The 14,065-nt window shown below is 37.8% G+C and carries 17 protein-coding genes and 1 pseudogene; 15 read left to right on the top strand and 3 right to left on the bottom strand.

The window, feature by feature from the left end:
• Positions 1–11 precede the first annotated feature (11 nt).
• From ACSQ2E_RS18740 to ACSQ2E_RS18695, 10 genes and pseudogenes are all read left to right on the top strand, one after another.
• Positions 12–893, top strand: coding sequence for an aminoglycoside phosphotransferase family protein (locus tag ACSQ2E_RS18740; protein WP_435993037.1), 882 nt, complete (start codon positions 12–14; stop codon positions 891–893).
• Between the two features lie 229 nt (positions 894–1,122).
• Positions 1,123–1,404: a YwqI/YxiC family protein gene (locus ACSQ2E_RS18735; RefSeq protein ID WP_435993035.1), complete on the top strand. Its 282-nt coding sequence runs from the start codon at positions 1,123–1,125 to the stop codon at positions 1,402–1,404.
• Positions 1,405–1,416: 12 nt separating this feature from the next.
• Complete coding sequence (locus ACSQ2E_RS18730; RefSeq protein ID WP_435993033.1) at positions 1,417–3,270, top strand: T7SS effector LXG polymorphic toxin; 1,854 nt, start codon at positions 1,417–1,419, stop codon at positions 3,268–3,270.
• 35 nt (positions 3,271–3,305) lie between these two features.
• Positions 3,306–3,761 carry a DUF4274 domain-containing protein gene (locus ACSQ2E_RS18725; RefSeq protein ID WP_435993031.1) on the top strand — a complete coding sequence of 152 codons (456 nt, stop codon included), beginning with the start codon at positions 3,306–3,308 and terminating at the stop codon, positions 3,759–3,761.
• Positions 3,762–4,012: 251 nt separating this feature from the next.
• The gene (locus ACSQ2E_RS18720; protein WP_435994643.1) at positions 4,013–5,161 is read left to right on the top strand and encodes a DNA/RNA non-specific endonuclease; all 1,149 of its coding nucleotides are present in this window, start codon (positions 4,013–4,015) and stop codon (positions 5,159–5,161) included.
• Positions 5,162–5,180: 19 nt separating this feature from the next.
• Entirely contained in the window at positions 5,181–5,636 is a 456-nt protein-coding gene (locus tag ACSQ2E_RS18715; RefSeq protein WP_435993029.1) for an immunity protein YezG family protein, read from the top strand.
• 96 nt (positions 5,637–5,732) lie between these two features.
• On the top strand, positions 5,733–6,170 hold the full coding sequence (locus tag ACSQ2E_RS18710) for an SMI1/KNR4 family protein (RefSeq protein ID WP_435993027.1): 438 nt from the start codon (positions 5,733–5,735) through the stop codon (positions 6,168–6,170).
• 150 nt (positions 6,171–6,320) lie between these two features.
• Positions 6,321–6,572: pseudogene (locus ACSQ2E_RS18705) on the top strand (immunity protein YezG family protein); the annotation flags it as partial.
• Between the two features lie 146 nt (positions 6,573–6,718).
• Positions 6,719–6,919, top strand: coding sequence for a hypothetical protein (locus ACSQ2E_RS18700; RefSeq protein ID WP_435993025.1), 201 nt, complete (start codon positions 6,719–6,721; stop codon positions 6,917–6,919).
• Positions 6,920–7,351 carry a type II toxin-antitoxin system death-on-curing family toxin gene (locus tag ACSQ2E_RS18695; RefSeq protein WP_435993023.1) on the top strand — a complete coding sequence of 144 codons (432 nt, stop codon included), beginning with the start codon at positions 6,920–6,922 and terminating at the stop codon, positions 7,349–7,351. It begins immediately after the preceding gene.
• A gap of 120 nt (positions 7,352–7,471) precedes the next feature.
• Here ACSQ2E_RS18695 and ACSQ2E_RS18690 read toward each other — a convergent pair whose 3' ends face one another.
• Positions 7,472–7,660, bottom strand: a complete 189-nt coding sequence (locus ACSQ2E_RS18690; protein ID WP_435993021.1) for a hypothetical protein — start codon at positions 7,658–7,660, stop codon at positions 7,472–7,474.
• A 455-nt stretch (positions 7,661–8,115) separates the two neighbouring features.
• On the opposite strand from ACSQ2E_RS18690, the gene ACSQ2E_RS18685 reads away from it, so the two are divergent.
• From ACSQ2E_RS18685 to ACSQ2E_RS18665, 5 genes are all read left to right on the top strand, one after another.
• The gene (locus ACSQ2E_RS18685) at positions 8,116–9,012 is read left to right on the top strand and encodes a glycerol kinase (protein ID WP_435993019.1); all 897 of its coding nucleotides are present in this window, start codon (positions 8,116–8,118) and stop codon (positions 9,010–9,012) included.
• Positions 9,013–9,525: 513 nt separating this feature from the next.
• Complete coding sequence (locus ACSQ2E_RS18680; protein WP_435993017.1) at positions 9,526–10,317, top strand: RsbR, positive regulator of sigma-B; 792 nt, start codon at positions 9,526–9,528, stop codon at positions 10,315–10,317.
• Positions 10,318–10,661: 344 nt separating this feature from the next.
• Entirely contained in the window at positions 10,662–11,030 is a 369-nt protein-coding gene (locus ACSQ2E_RS18675; RefSeq protein ID WP_435993015.1) for a helix-turn-helix domain-containing protein, read from the top strand.
• 4 nt (positions 11,031–11,034) lie between these two features.
• Positions 11,035–11,826 carry a hypothetical protein gene (locus tag ACSQ2E_RS18670; RefSeq protein ID WP_435993013.1) on the top strand — a complete coding sequence of 264 codons (792 nt, stop codon included), beginning with the start codon at positions 11,035–11,037 and terminating at the stop codon, positions 11,824–11,826.
• A gap of 270 nt (positions 11,827–12,096) precedes the next feature.
• Complete coding sequence (locus tag ACSQ2E_RS18665; protein WP_435993011.1) at positions 12,097–12,648, top strand: hypothetical protein; 552 nt, start codon at positions 12,097–12,099, stop codon at positions 12,646–12,648.
• Between the two features lie 252 nt (positions 12,649–12,900).
• On the opposite strand, the gene ACSQ2E_RS18660 is transcribed toward ACSQ2E_RS18665, so the two are convergent.
• Both ACSQ2E_RS18660 and ACSQ2E_RS18655 read right to left on the bottom strand, forming a co-directional pair.
• Complete coding sequence (locus tag ACSQ2E_RS18660; RefSeq protein ID WP_435993009.1) at positions 12,901–13,284, bottom strand: hypothetical protein; 384 nt, start codon at positions 13,282–13,284, stop codon at positions 12,901–12,903.
• Between the two features lie 20 nt (positions 13,285–13,304).
• The gene (locus tag ACSQ2E_RS18655) at positions 13,305–13,886 is read right to left on the bottom strand and encodes a hypothetical protein (protein WP_435993007.1); all 582 of its coding nucleotides are present in this window, start codon (positions 13,884–13,886) and stop codon (positions 13,305–13,307) included.
• Positions 13,887–14,065 lie beyond the last annotated feature (179 nt).

Raw genomic sequence — 14,065 nt, 5'->3', positions numbered from 1 at the left:
GTGTAATAGACATGAATATTGATGCCATTGTAGATGAATTAATTAAAAAAAAGGTGATCGATCCGGATATACTGAATGTTGAAAAGTTAAAGGGTGGAACACTAAGTCACATCTTTCTTATTACAGAGTCGACTCTTTCAAAAAAAGTCATCAAAATAAATGATCCTCCAGTACTTAAAGCTGAATCCTTTTTCTTACAAACGTATAAGCATCTTCCCATTCTGGCAAACCTTCTGTACACAGAGGCGAACAATAAATATATGGTGTATTCCTACGTGCCAGGTGAAATAAACCCTTCCATGATAAGGAAAGAAACTCTTCTTAAGATGGTCGTTCAGACACTAATCAACCGCTATGAACCGATAGATACAGACAATGGTTGGGGATGGGTTCAAACAAGTACGGATTCATGGACCAGCTTTCTAAAAGACTGGACCATGGAGGCTGATGAGTGGATAGCCGGCTATTTACCCCATAATGAAAAAGAAGTGATTTATCGATTGATTGACGCTCCAGTTAGAAATCAATCAAGTAAAACGCCCTATCTATTACATGGAGATTGCGGGTTCCATAATTGCGTAGTCATGAATGATAACCTGGAAGGAATCATAGATCCTATGCCGGTGGTGGGGTATCCGATTTATGATTTGGTATACGCATTCTGTTCTACCCCGGATAGTTTGAATAGAGAAACCTTTGAAGCGGCAGCCGAATTACTGAAGGTTGGAAGAGAAATGAGTAAACAAACGTTATACGAGGAGGTACTCATAGGATTATACTTCCGAATAGCCAGGTGTATCAAACATCACCCACGAGACTTACCCATCTACCTGAACGCCTGGACTTATTGGTATGAGATTGTGGTTGAGGATTCTATACGGACGATGTCATGAAAGAATCAAAGAAGCATGGGAAGAAGCATGGGGACGGTTCCCGTGCTTCTTTTACGATTAAAGGGCTCTCATGTTCATGTTGTTACTTAAGAAATGAGCATTATCTCCTATTTTTAGTTAAACCCAGTTCACAATAGAATGACCAAAGAAACGATGGTACGATATTCTGTGAATTGGAATTTTATAGGATATTAAAAATAAATAGATTTATAGAGAAAGGATCGATCACATGCACACTGAAATCCAGATTAAGTACTCAGAGACGGAGAGGGCGCTCTCCAAGCTTCGTCAGACGATTGACGCTTGGAATACAGCGTACCCAAGGCAGATTGGCGGGGCGAATGAACTTGAGGTCATCAATAAGCTCAATGAACTCAATGAGCAGTGCCAGAAGATGCTTGAGAGCTATCAACAGCTTCTGATGGAAAACCAGTCGGCGACACAACTTTCCGTAGAGGGCATGGAAGAAACCGATCGTACTCTTTCTTCTACCATGACCTTGAGCCGGTAAGGGAGGCACTCTATGAAAATATTAGATGTGGACGGCTTTCAACATGGAATAAAGGAAATAGAGAAAACCCTGTCTTCACAGAAAGATCAGGTAGAGCAGATTGAAAGAGCCGTTCAGGACGTGGTCCATCTGGATGAGGCGTTTAAGGGGGAGGGCGGGAATGCGATCCGCGATTTCTACCGGAGTCAGCACCTTCCCATGCTGGAACAATACCAGTTGTTTTTATCCGACTATCAATCCGTGATCAGTCAAATGAAGGAGGCGCTTGATCACGTGGAGCCTTCACCTGACGGGTTCATAAGGCAGAGCTTCCTGGACAACGAAGTGGAGGAAGGTCTTCACCGTGCAAGGCAGATAACCGTGGAACTAACGGGGGAAGCCAATTCCACCATTAGAAGTGTATCAGATATTGTATCGGTGCCAAGAATCCAGGACTGGTCGTTTTTACAGCAGGTAACCCATGCCCAGGAGGAAAAAGAACGCAGCCTCCGAAAGCTGAATGAGTTCGACCATACTCAAACGGCTTCGCTTTCTTCCCTTGAAGAACAGGTCCACACGATGACGCAGCAAATCGCTCGGCTCCAAACTGTTTTTCAAAAAGGAAAGCTTGGTATAATAGAGAAGAAGGCTCACCAGGAAGACTCATCGTTTCTATCCCAACTATCCGAGTTTACATCGGTCATGGCCAAAAATAAAGTATCCGAGTTTCTTGGGACCGTGGAAGGAGCCCTTTTTGCGATTGTCGATATCGTCAGCGATCTCGTCGACACGCTCATCGCCCTGTTCACCGATCCCATCGGATTCTTCAAAGGCATCATTCATACCGTCCTTCACCCCATCGACACGGCGAAGTACATATGGAAGGACCTGAAACAATCCTTTGAAGAAGAAGTCGTCAACGGCGACGTACGAAGCCGGGCGAGATACTTTTCCTACGCGGGAACCTATATCGCAGCATCCATTTTCGGAACGAAAGGCGTAGACAAAGTCGGCAAGGTGGGTAAACCCGGCAAAATGAGCTCCAAGTCAGACGTTCCCTACAACGTTATGACGACAGCTAAAATCAAATCCTTCATCCACAACGGAGTCAAAAGCACCTTTGGAAAAGTGGAAGACACTGCCCATCAGCTGCTTTCTTCCCGAACCGGAAAAAGGGCACTGGGGTTAAACTCTTTTTCTGGACATCTTCAAGAGCTGTTCCGTAAGACCAAGCATGTCCTGAATCCGGGGAAAGTGAAATCGGTGATGGAGAAGACCTATCAAAAGGTCGTGGCCGGTCCGGTTTCGAGGGTAGCTCAGTCCGATGTTTTCTCCAGGATGGGGAAGGTGTTGTTGAATGAGGATGGGCATGTGGTGGTTTTTGGGAAGAGTGAGGTTCGACGGGTTGAGACTAAGGGTATAGATAATGCTAATAGACTTATTCCAGGTACCCCTGGTGTTGTTACAGGAGGTAATTCTAATAAGTTAGGAAAGAATATATTGGAAGATATGGGGCTTAAGCGTTCTACAAAGTGGAGTGGATATCAAGCACAACATATTATTCCTTCTGAAATGGCAAAAAATTCTGTTATTCAAAAGGTTGGAATGAATTTCGATGACTCGACAAACGGAATTTTCCTAAGAGTTCCAAATAATGATATAAGTCCCATGTCTAGGCACAGGGGGTATCATTCAGTTTATAATGAAGTAGTTGAAAGAGCATTAAATAGAATGGATACTAACCAAAGTGTTGGTAATTTGCAAAAGCAATTATACGATTTACAGAGTAATCTAAGGAAGTTACAGGAGAAGGGTTTACCTCTGTACCCAAGCCAAGGTGCCACAATAGAACTTTGGGAAAGGAAGCTTAAACAGTTGGAAAAATAATTCTATGTAGAAATAGGGGAAGGAGATAAGTACTTATGGATGAAAAAGATATTATTTTCATTGAACAGTTACTTTATAATACAGATAAAGAGTTTGTAGTGAGCCAGTTAGAGAATATAGACAACCCTTTATTACTTCATTATTTTGCTGCTAATTATAATTGGAATAGCGGGTTTAATGTACCAACAGTTATCTTAGAAAACGAGGTTTGTGATTTAGGGACAGGCTTACTAATGTTTCACTATGCAGATGGTTACCGTTTGTTAGAGAGTTCAGATGTAATTTCAAGTTCTTCACTTGAGGGATGGAGAGATTTTCTGAGTAATGTATATAACAAACTTCTAAGCTTAGATTTTAAAACACAAGATATTTCTTTTGACCCTGAATTAACAAAAATTCAAAAGTATAAGTTGAAAAAGTCTAATCCAGAACTTCCTGACGTTCTAATTAATAAATCTCCAGGCAAAGTGATTGATATTCCTAAGATATGACTTATTTAAAACATTGATGGGCGATAAAAGCCTTCTAAGGAAGATTCATTTAAGGGAGCATCCTTGTATTGAGGAGTAGGGAGTTATCTCAATTCGAACGTGTATCTAGCTTTATAGATTTAAAAATAGAAATGAAATATTTTATGTAGCTTACTATAAAACACTTGATTGCCTACTAGGTAACAGGTGTTTTGTTTTTAAGTGAGAGATCCAAGTTTCTTGGGACCGTGGAAGGAGCCCTTTTGGCGATCGTGGATATCGTCAGCGATCTCGTCGACACGCTCATCGCCCTGTTCACCGATCCCATCGGATTCTTCAAAGGCATCATTCATACCGTCCTTCACCCCATCGACACGGCGAAGTACATATGGAAGGACCTGAAACAATCCTTTGAAGAAGAAGTCGTCAACGGCGACGTACGAAGCCGGGCGAGATACTTTTCCTACGCGGGAACCTATATCGCAGCATCCATTTTCGGAACGAAAGGCGTAGACAAAGTCGGCAAGGTGGGTAAACCCGGCAAAATGAGCTCCAAGTCAGACGTTCCCTACAACGTTATGACGACAGCCAAAATCAAATCCTTCATCCACAACGGAGTGAAAAGCACCTTTGGAAAAGTGGAAGACACCGCGCATCAGCTGCTTTCTTCTCGAACAGGAAGAAGGGCACTGGGACTAAATTCCCTCTCCGGACATCTTCAAGAGCTATTCAGGAAGACCAAACATGTCTTGAATCCGGGGAAAGGGAAATCGGTGATGGAGAAGACCTATCAAAAGGTAGTGGCCGGTCCGGTTTCGAGGGTAGCTCAGTCCGATGCTTTCTCCAGGATGGGGAAGGTGTTGTTGAATGAGGATGGGCGTGTGGTGGTTTCTGGGAAGAGTGCGACTAAGGGAACGGGTAATCGTTTGGCTGGTGCAAGAGATGTTAAAATATTTGTGGGAAAAGGCGAACAGTACACAAACGGAAGGAAAAATCGATTAAAGCCTAATATTAGGTATAAAACTGGAGAGTATAACTACTTCTATCAAACAGATAGTGAAGGTAGGATTGTAAAATTCGAAACAGAAAATTTACAATTAACAACGAGAAAAGATAGATTGTCACACAGTAAAAATACACCAGGTAAAGTAAAAGGTCAGGACCACGCGGGACATTTGGCAGGTGATAGGTTTGGAGGCTCACCTAAAATAGATAATTTGGTTTCGCAATTGTCTGATGTTAATTTGAAGCAATATAAGAAAATTGAAGATGAATGGGCTGCAGCTTTAAAGGAAACCCCTCCAAAAGAAGTAACAATTAATCTAGAAGTAATATACTCTGGGAATAATGTGAGGCCGGAAAAATTCCTAGTAAAATACACAATTGATGGTGAGTCGTTCTCTGAAGTCCTTTTAAACTAATCTAAGGAGTGAAAACTAGATGAAGACTTTTGAAGATAGATTTAGTGAATTGCAAGCTGATATGATATCTATATGTATGGAGTATATTGAAGAGAGAGCGGATAAAGTATATGTTTACGCTTCATGTGAGGAAAGTATTATTTCGAGCAAGTTTTTTTATTTAATTAATAATAAGTATGTGAAGCCTCATAAAGTGAATGATGCATTGGCGAATGGGGATGAAGGATACAATGTATCTTCGGAACGCCAGTTTATGGTATTAGATATCTTAAATGAAGATATTGAAAAAATTAAAAAATTATGTTTGGATTATGAAAAAGACATGCCTACTGAAATGAAGTTAATATATGATGTTAAGAGTGGCAAATTCAAATCTGAATACAAGTATGATTTAGTTTATACTAATCATGAAACTAAAACGGCCCGTCAGATTGCTGATGAGTGGTTTGATGAAATACAAAATAATAAACTTTAAGGTTTGATTGTCAAGCCGGTTTATTATTGAAACTATAAAGCACTTGATTGCCGATTAGGAAACAAGTGCTTTTTGTTTCCGAGGAGGTAGCTTTTAATGGCTACATTTGATTTTATTAAACATGGGAAGCATAAATTTATTAAACTACAAAATAAAGAACTGTTAGATGCAGAAAAGCGACTTGGATTTGGATTACCTGATGAACTTAGAGAATTTTATCTAGAAGTAGGTTATGGCTTTATTAAAGGTAGCAATGAGGATGCAATAAATAGATTAATGGACCCTGATACTATAGTTGATATTACATTGAGAGAAGGTATTTACGAGTATGACCCAGATTTAGACGGAATTTATGAGGAAGAAGATAAATTAGTATTTTTTGAAGTGAACGAGGGTGTATATTTAACGCTTGCTTTAGATACTTCTAAACAATCACCAGTATATTTTTTTGATACACAAATAGCTGCATCGTTGGAGGGATTTTTAAGAAAAATTGACGATGATGCCGAATATTTTATTAATATGGTTGAATAATGAATTTTGGGGTCAGTCCCCCTGCATAATAATGAGTTATTGTGCCGAGGGACTGACCCCGTTTTGTTATCGACACGGCGAAGTACATATGGAAGGACCTGAAGCAATCCTTTGAAGATATTGTAGATTCGATGGATTTATAAAAATGTAGATCACTTATATAAATTAAGTAAGGAACTTAGGAAAGTTTTTAAAGATAATGATCAAGAAGCTTGGTATTCTTTTACAATGTCTTTAAACAGTAGTGGTAAATTTAAGTTGCATTATGATTATACAAATTGGTTTGATACAGAGTATAGTTTTAGTGACCAAATGATTATTTGGAAAAGCAAATATTTAGATAAGGTACCTACTGATGAAAATAGATCCTCTATCTGCACTGCAAGAGTGCTGATTAAGTGATAACTAAGGTATAAGAGAAGCAAACAACCGCCAAGTATACGAATAAAAAGTTTTACACTGACATACCATTTTTATGGTAAAATAGGTATAATTTAAGGTCTACTCTACCCATAATGAGAATACATTTCTCACCAAGGGGTGGTTATATGAGCGACCAAGAGGATAAAGAGTTGGGCAAGCGATCAGAACAAAAGGCAGGGGATAATATGAACGTAATGGATAAGGAGTTGAAAGACATGCAGAAGCAAAAAGATAAGGATATGACTATGAAGGATTTGAAGAAAGCCTTGATTAAAGAAAGTATTCATAACAATAATGAAGCTTTGCAGCGTCTTTCTCGCACGTAATTGAGCGAAATCTATTATTTATTAGTAGAAGATATCCGGGAAGCCCATTTACTTGGATGGGAAACATATGGCGGAAAGACTTATGGAATGGATGAAGATTGTGTAGAGAAACGAACAGTCGAACCGCAAACTCAGTATTGGGGCGAAGAACAATACCCAGGCTTGTTCAAGAAAGCTGCCGTTTACATGCTACGGATCACCATTTCACATTGTTTTGCTGATGGGAATAAACGGGCTGCCTTTCTATCAACGGACTTGTTCTTGAAGTTTAATGGATATGAATTTAAAGTCGATCAAAATGAATTGTACGATTTCTGTTTGATGATCGCTAATCATGAAACCAGACCAAATTTGGAGGAAATTGAAGCTTGGATAGAACTTCACACACAACCTTATATTTTAGATATTGAAAAACTCTCCGACCTGACGTAGGTAATTGTAGTCAGATGGTCATGGGGAGTTTTTATTTATTGGTTAACGAGGGCTATTCTGCCCCCCCCTATTGTGAATAGCCTTTTCTTTCATTATATGATTTACCTCTCATCATATGATTTACCTCTCATCCCTCTTCTTTGAAAATACGTATCTAGCATTAATAAAAAACAAAGTACCGAAGAAAAATAAAACGGTAACCACCCAACTCGCAATAGCCGAATATCCTCCGTTTAGTAAATACTCACTTATCAAATTAACCACTACCATCAACGCCATCACGGCATACATGCTGAATATGAATTTCATTGTGTTCCCACCTTTCTAAATCGTATTAAACCACCGAACAAAAACCATGATGCTTGCTGCACCCCATGCTGTCGTTCCTACTATAAACCAGATTGTTGACTTTTTATAAAAACGAGTGTAATCATTCCCATAAGAAAAAAACCAAGTGTTATCCAGAGTAGAAGTTCATTTATGGATCCGTCCTTTATTTTGAATTATTTATTCTACCTGCATAGAGGAAGATTGGCATTCATGGGAGGGAATAAACAAAGATTCAAATGCTTATGTGGAGCCAGCTCACTCACACCCCTTATTTTACCATTAACTGGATGTTGTTGCTGTGTTTAGCGGTAAAACGGTTTAATGTTAATGTGCCACTTGCTTCTACTGAAAAAAGGAATCTCCCCATATCTATTGTTCTCTCAATAATTAAGAAGTACTATATAATTAGCAGATTATTGAAAAAGAGGGATGGCATGAGTACAACGGATAAAGTGAGATACGTTTCCACAACTGCACTTTCAAAGGAATTAAAAATAAATGTTAAAGAAATGTTTAATATATTCCTTGCAAATGGGTTCATTAACAGGGTAGATGATAATTGGATGCTAACTGAAAAGGGAAAGCAGATAGGGGGCACCATAAAAAAACTTCCAAGAGTGGGAGAGTACATTGCCTGGAAGGAAGACATAAAAGATCATAGCATGTTTAAAACGGATAGTAATGAAATCCTTATAAATGCTACTGCATTAAGTAAACATTTTGGGGTATCGAAGCTTAAAATGAATCCAATCCTGTCGGAACTTGGCTTTGTTCAAAAGGGTCTAAAAGGTTGGACCGTAACAAAACTCGGATTAAGTTTGGGTGGAAAACAGCTTGAATACGATAAAACGGGTGTCCCATATGTAAACTGGCCAAACAGTATACTGCAGAATAGAAGATTAGTCGAAACAATGAAAGAGCTAGAGGGGAATGGGACGGAAGAGAAAGCAGAGTCTGTCCAACACAACCCATTAGAGTTCAGAGAGAAGTTCGAAGCCAAACACAGAGCAACCGATGGACATTATGTCCGGTCAAGAGCAGAGATGTTAATTGATAATTGGCTGTACATGTCCGAAATTGCACATGCTTATGAAAGAAAGTTACCAGTTGAAGAAGATGTATATACCGATTTCTATCTGCCTGTTGGTAAAGTGTACATAGAATATTGGGGATTGGAAAATGATCCGAAGTATGCAGCAAGGAAACAAGAGAAATTACGAATCTATCATAAATATGGATTTAATTTAATTGAGCTGAATGACGCTGATATCCAGAACTTAGATGATATTTTACCTAAGAAGCTTTTGATGTTTGGGATTAAGGCTTATTAAGAGGTGGATTGTCTCCTTTAAAGTATGCAAAACGAAAGCTAGTGGAAAGCACGGGAGCGGATCTCGTGCTTCTTTTTATGTTGCCAGGAAGCACCAGAACCGTCACTCTGCTTCTAAGTTATCGCTCAGAAAGCTGGAACTGGTCGTGTAAGATCTGATGAAGAAATTGATGCGGTTATGCAGGGATTTATAGACCTCCGTTCATTATAAAACCTAAAATTATTATCACAGATTTTGGGTCAGTCCCCCGACACACTAACGGATTAGCGGACTGACCCCATTTCGGGATATGAAGATAGAAGCACGGAGGGGGGCAGTTCTCGTGCTTTTTTTATAATAAAAGTAAGCATCAGAAACCTCCCCCGTTATTCCCATGCCCCCGGTTAGGGTAGAACCCTACTATACACAGAGTGAGACACAGTGACTCTATAATCTTCATTAATGTATTTACGTTCATAGAGTAAGCACTATAATATAGAGAAAGAAATAAATTTCATTACGAGGTGGAGGATCATGAGTAATCAGCTTCCTATTGATATTACAGCTACAAATACGTTAAATAGTATTGGAGAAAATATTCTTATTGCCGATACAGATTTCAAGATCACTTGGATGAATCGCAAAGCGATCCAGTCATTGCAGACCATTGCTCCTTATTATGGATTATCAAGGGCGGAAGATATGATTGGGTTGAATATGGACCACTTTCACCGTTCTCCTGACTATCAAAGGGGTATGATGAAGGAGCTAGGAGAGGGGCACAGAGCAAGAATTATGATTGCGGATAAAATTGCTGCGGATATTGTCATTACGCCCATTCACCCACTAGAAGATACTGCCGAAATAGAAGGATATATGGTTATGTTGATGGATGTAACGTCACAGGCGGAGGAACAGAAAAGAAAAGACCAGATGATAAAAGAACTGCAGGTTCCGATTATTCATATTTGGGAGAACACCATTGCCCTGCCTCTTTTAGGAGATATGGATATAGATCGAGGAGATCACTTGATTTCAATGGTGCTAGAAGAGTGTACATCCAAACAGATAGAATTTGTTTTATTATCATTAGGTGGAGTGAAACAGGTTGTTAATCAATTCACCTGCACGATTCAATCGTTGCATGACTGCTTACGATTAATAGGGGTAGAACTCATTCTTGTAGGGATAACACCAGAACTGGCATTGACGATTAAAGATATCTTCAACGTCCGAACTTTCCGCAGTGCGAACGCGGGATTAAAGTATATTATGAAGCTTCAAGGTAATGCCAACAGGAGCCATGGAGACCTTGGCTCTTTATAAAAAATGACGGGCCAAGGCATCTGTCCCTCTGGCCTTTATAGCTCAAAAATCAATGAGAGAGGACTTACCAACGCTGTCATATCCTTAATTTTCATTATTCACTAATTTAGATACAAATGTGAACCACGGAGACAAATCCGTGGTTCTTTTAATAATAAAGTTGACTAATAAGTGGAATTTGAATATCAAATAGAAATGATACTCAAAGTTGTTCTTGAATAAATGTGAATATAAAATACTAAACTTGGTTATAATAAGTAATATTTTTTACGTTTTGTAAAAATTATTTTTACGTTTTTGGCATATAGTGTATAATTATAGTAATCAGGTTGGAGGTGTGGAACATGAGACTTTATCATTTGCAGAGTATGGTTGGAGAAAATTTATTAACGTATTTAAGGCTTAAAGGTTATACAAAGACGGCTTTATCTAAAATGACAGGAATTTCTCGTCCGACAATTAATCAAATTCTAGAAGGGAAAAGTCCGAATCCCAAGATTTATGAAGAACAGTTAGGAAAGATTACAGAGGCACTCCAGTTACCAAATGATTATTTTGAGACATTTTCAGGTTTCCATGAAGAAAAATGGCAATTACCATCAACTCAGTATTCAGATCGATCTGCGATTTCTGATAAAAGCCCTTTAACAGAAGAATTATTAAACGATTTAGATGAATTATTAACGGTTGCTGCTTTTTATGTAAAGGGGTGAAAAAATGAGGATAACGAGTACGAATTTAGACGAAACAGTAAGATTGAATCAACAAATTGATCATGAGGTTCAGAGACATTTACAATATATGCATATGTTCCTTGCTAAATACAATATACAATCACCTGAAAAACTTGGATTACAAATATTAAAAGATCACTATCTCATTCAAATTCCCATCCCGGATCCAAACTGGGGAGGAGCCATAAGAGAATTACCAACCGGGAGAAAAATTCCAGTCATTAATACTTCACAACCTCGCTTGTATCAATACTTCATTTATTGGCATGAAATCTACCACCTTACAGAGAACTTTTCAAATGTACATGAAATTTCTACGGAACTTGATTTAACAGAGCGTAAAGCTGACTATTTTGCGAGTCAGATGGTAATAAGTAAGGATATTTACAGATACTTTTTAGATATGAGACAAACTGAATTTGTTCATAAGGCTGCTATCTGTATGGATACGTTTAAAGCACCTTATAAAGCGATATTAATCCAGCTATATGAATCTGCACTCGAGTATCATAATAAAGAACTCCAAGAAGAAATAAAGGTAAACTTTGATTTATCCCTAAACACTGAAGCCTGGGTAGAAATATTTCAGCAATTATCTTTAGATGAGAATCTAGTCAAACCTTCATTTAAAGTTGATTTTGGACGTTTAAAACATGAAGTCGATGAAGTAGACATTACTGGTGACCGTGCTTATAGGGAAACAAAAGATTTTATATACGGTCTGGAAAATAAATATTTACAAGTGAAAGGAAAACTAGAGAGTGGGGAATTATAGAGACCTAAGAGCCAAAATGAATGAGTTAGAAGGTAATCGTATACTCATCATGGATAACAACAATCTTGAATTTTGTAGCCAGCATGATGATGTTTACAGCTCAGAGGAAGTATTTAAGGATTATGATATGATTTTAATACCTGAATGGGTTCATAGAGAAATCTCTCATACCCAAAACGATTACATTACTTAGCGAGTGTCCCTATTCCCTACTTTATTATAAGTGAAGAGGAAGACTATCCTGAGCTGGTTTGGTATCAAGAGCTAAGGTTGCTAGAACTTTTCCATCATGCTTCTTCGGCAATTTCACCAGCAAGAAAATTCTATTCGAAATTAAAAAAATTCTATAATGAACATGATGACCTACCAGAAAGGTGGATCGAGGATTTTTATGAAGAAGGATTTGAAGTCACCAGTGGAACTGACTTAAGAAAAAATGCTGGGGAAACCTCTATATTAGTATTAACTTATTTGTTGCTTCACCACTTTCCCTCGTTAATAAGAAATATCACCATTTTCTCCAGTGATAAAGGAACCTTGACTATAAAAAAGAAAATAATGGACAATCTTCATAAAATGGAATTAGTACACAATCCAGCCACTCCTGTCAGTTTCATGAGCACAGATATCTTACTCATAAAAGCTGTAACGGAAGGATGGGTAACAATTGAAGACATTGTTCGTTTCCGGCCTAATAGTAAAACGGTCATATTCTCAGTCAAACTTGAAAATGAGAGTGTTTCCAGACACGAATACGTTATGGATACAATGGAATTTATAGACGCTTTAAGGCATATAGAAAACTATCATTTTGAGTTTTAGAAAAAGAGAAGATCGGTCCTCATGCTTCTATTCTATGAAAACTTTAGAAGTGGAAGGGTGATTGATGCTCCTATCAAAAGCGGGGGAAGATTAGTAATCCATTCGGGAACAATCTTCCTTTGCAGAAAGAGAAATTATCAGTACCGTCCCCGTGCTTCAAAGGGATTTATAACGGTGAGAAACACTCCTACCCGACGTGGAATTTTCGAACGGTAGGTAGGAGTATTTTTTATAAAAGCAAATACGTCATACTTAAGAGTATTCAACAAGAAGGTCTTTATAATAGAACCATGTGTGTGATTCTACTTTAGCTGTATATGTTTTTAAGTTCTCCCAATCTGATATTATATCAATTGCAGCTTTTACATACTTTTCATCTTCTGAGGCTAATTTGATTAAGTTATAACAAGTGTTTATTGTCCAGTTCTCCTTACAATACTGTTCAGTTTCATCCTTTTCACAAATACCAAGTTGCTTCAAATTTAGATAGATTAAGTCTACCAGCTCTTCATCAAATACCTCAATGCTTTTCTCTAACACTGGGTTTTCTAAACAAAATTCCTTAAAGGATTCATGCTTTTTATGGTACCTCGAAAATATGGTAATTAGCTCTTCTATTACACTCTTTCTCTCCAAATCTTTTACCTCCAATCAAATTATAATAAATTTTTATACCAAAGAGTCGTATCTTCAAACGAAAATGGATTGTTAAATTCTTCATAGTTATTTTCAATGAAGAGGGTAGGATCTGTACCCATAGTGAATTTGAAATTAGATGGGAGTGTTTGTATTTTAGTGTATACGTTATCTTCCATTGGTTCTAAGTCCTTTGAAACACGAAATTTTATCTGTGTACATTTCAACTTTTTAGCATATGTTTCAAGTGCGAAAATGAGAGCTTTTTTTATTATAGTTTCATCTAAAATCCTTTGGTTAACGGAAATATAAAAATCTCTAACGTGCAACTCAGCTCTTTGATTAATAGACATATTAATGTCGAAGATAATGGAGCTTTTTTCATCCTTGTTTTTTATCATTACGTTTCGATATAAACTGTATGGCGTAATATCACATACAATCCCTAGCTCTGAAAACAAATCTTTCAAAAGGTTAATATTGGTGGGGCTGAATATTTGTTCATTAATAAAAAGTGGATTCTGATTATATGTAATGGATACTTCTTCAAAAAATAATGTAGGCATATCTTCTTCGATAAGATCTTTAATATGACAATCCAATGTTTCAGCTATCCTAGCAGCAGTATCTAAGTTGAGATTATGGGAGGGATTGTTTTTGCTTCTCTTAATGTATTAATGCTGATTCCACTATCTAGACTTAACTTATTTAGGGAAACTCCACGTGAATCCATCAGTTGTTGTAGGTTGTTTTTAAAGTACACTCTCTTTCAGCTGCCTTT

This window comes from Rossellomorea sp. LjRoot5 (assembly GCF_964253455.1).
Taxonomy (GTDB): domain Bacteria; phylum Bacillota; class Bacilli; order Bacillales; family Bacillaceae_B; genus Rossellomorea.
Note: the sequence above shows the minus strand (reverse complement) of the source record. Positions and strands in the feature narration are given on the sequence as shown.

Excerpts from the sequence above, each read along its gene's own strand:
- ACSQ2E_RS18740 (WP_435993037.1), top strand. The coding sequence starts at position 12 with ATGAATATTGATGCCATTGTAGATGAATTAATTAAAAAAAAGGTGATC.
- ACSQ2E_RS18710 (WP_435993027.1), top strand. The coding sequence starts at position 5,733 with ATGGCTACATTTGATTTTATTAAACATGGGAAGCATAAATTTATTAAA.
- ACSQ2E_RS18690 (WP_435993021.1), bottom strand. The coding sequence starts at position 7,660 with ATGAAATTCATATTCAGCATGTATGCCGTGATGGCGTTGATGGTAGTG.
- ACSQ2E_RS18680 (WP_435993017.1), top strand. The coding sequence starts at position 9,526 with ATGAGTAATCAGCTTCCTATTGATATTACAGCTACAAATACGTTAAAT.
- ACSQ2E_RS18735 (WP_435993035.1), top strand. The coding sequence starts at position 1,123 with ATGCACACTGAAATCCAGATTAAGTACTCAGAGACGGAGAGGGCGCTC.
- ACSQ2E_RS18670 (WP_435993013.1), top strand. The coding sequence starts at position 11,035 with ATGAGGATAACGAGTACGAATTTAGACGAAACAGTAAGATTGAATCAA.
- ACSQ2E_RS18700 (WP_435993025.1), top strand. The coding sequence starts at position 6,719 with ATGAGCGACCAAGAGGATAAAGAGTTGGGCAAGCGATCAGAACAAAAG.
- ACSQ2E_RS18675 (WP_435993015.1), top strand. The coding sequence starts at position 10,662 with ATGAGACTTTATCATTTGCAGAGTATGGTTGGAGAAAATTTATTAACG.
- ACSQ2E_RS18730 (WP_435993033.1), top strand. The coding sequence starts at position 1,417 with ATGAAAATATTAGATGTGGACGGCTTTCAACATGGAATAAAGGAAATA.
- ACSQ2E_RS18715 (WP_435993029.1), top strand. The coding sequence starts at position 5,181 with ATGAAGACTTTTGAAGATAGATTTAGTGAATTGCAAGCTGATATGATA.
- ACSQ2E_RS18725 (WP_435993031.1), top strand. The coding sequence starts at position 3,306 with ATGGATGAAAAAGATATTATTTTCATTGAACAGTTACTTTATAATACA.
- ACSQ2E_RS18685 (WP_435993019.1), top strand. The coding sequence starts at position 8,116 with ATGAGTACAACGGATAAAGTGAGATACGTTTCCACAACTGCACTTTCA.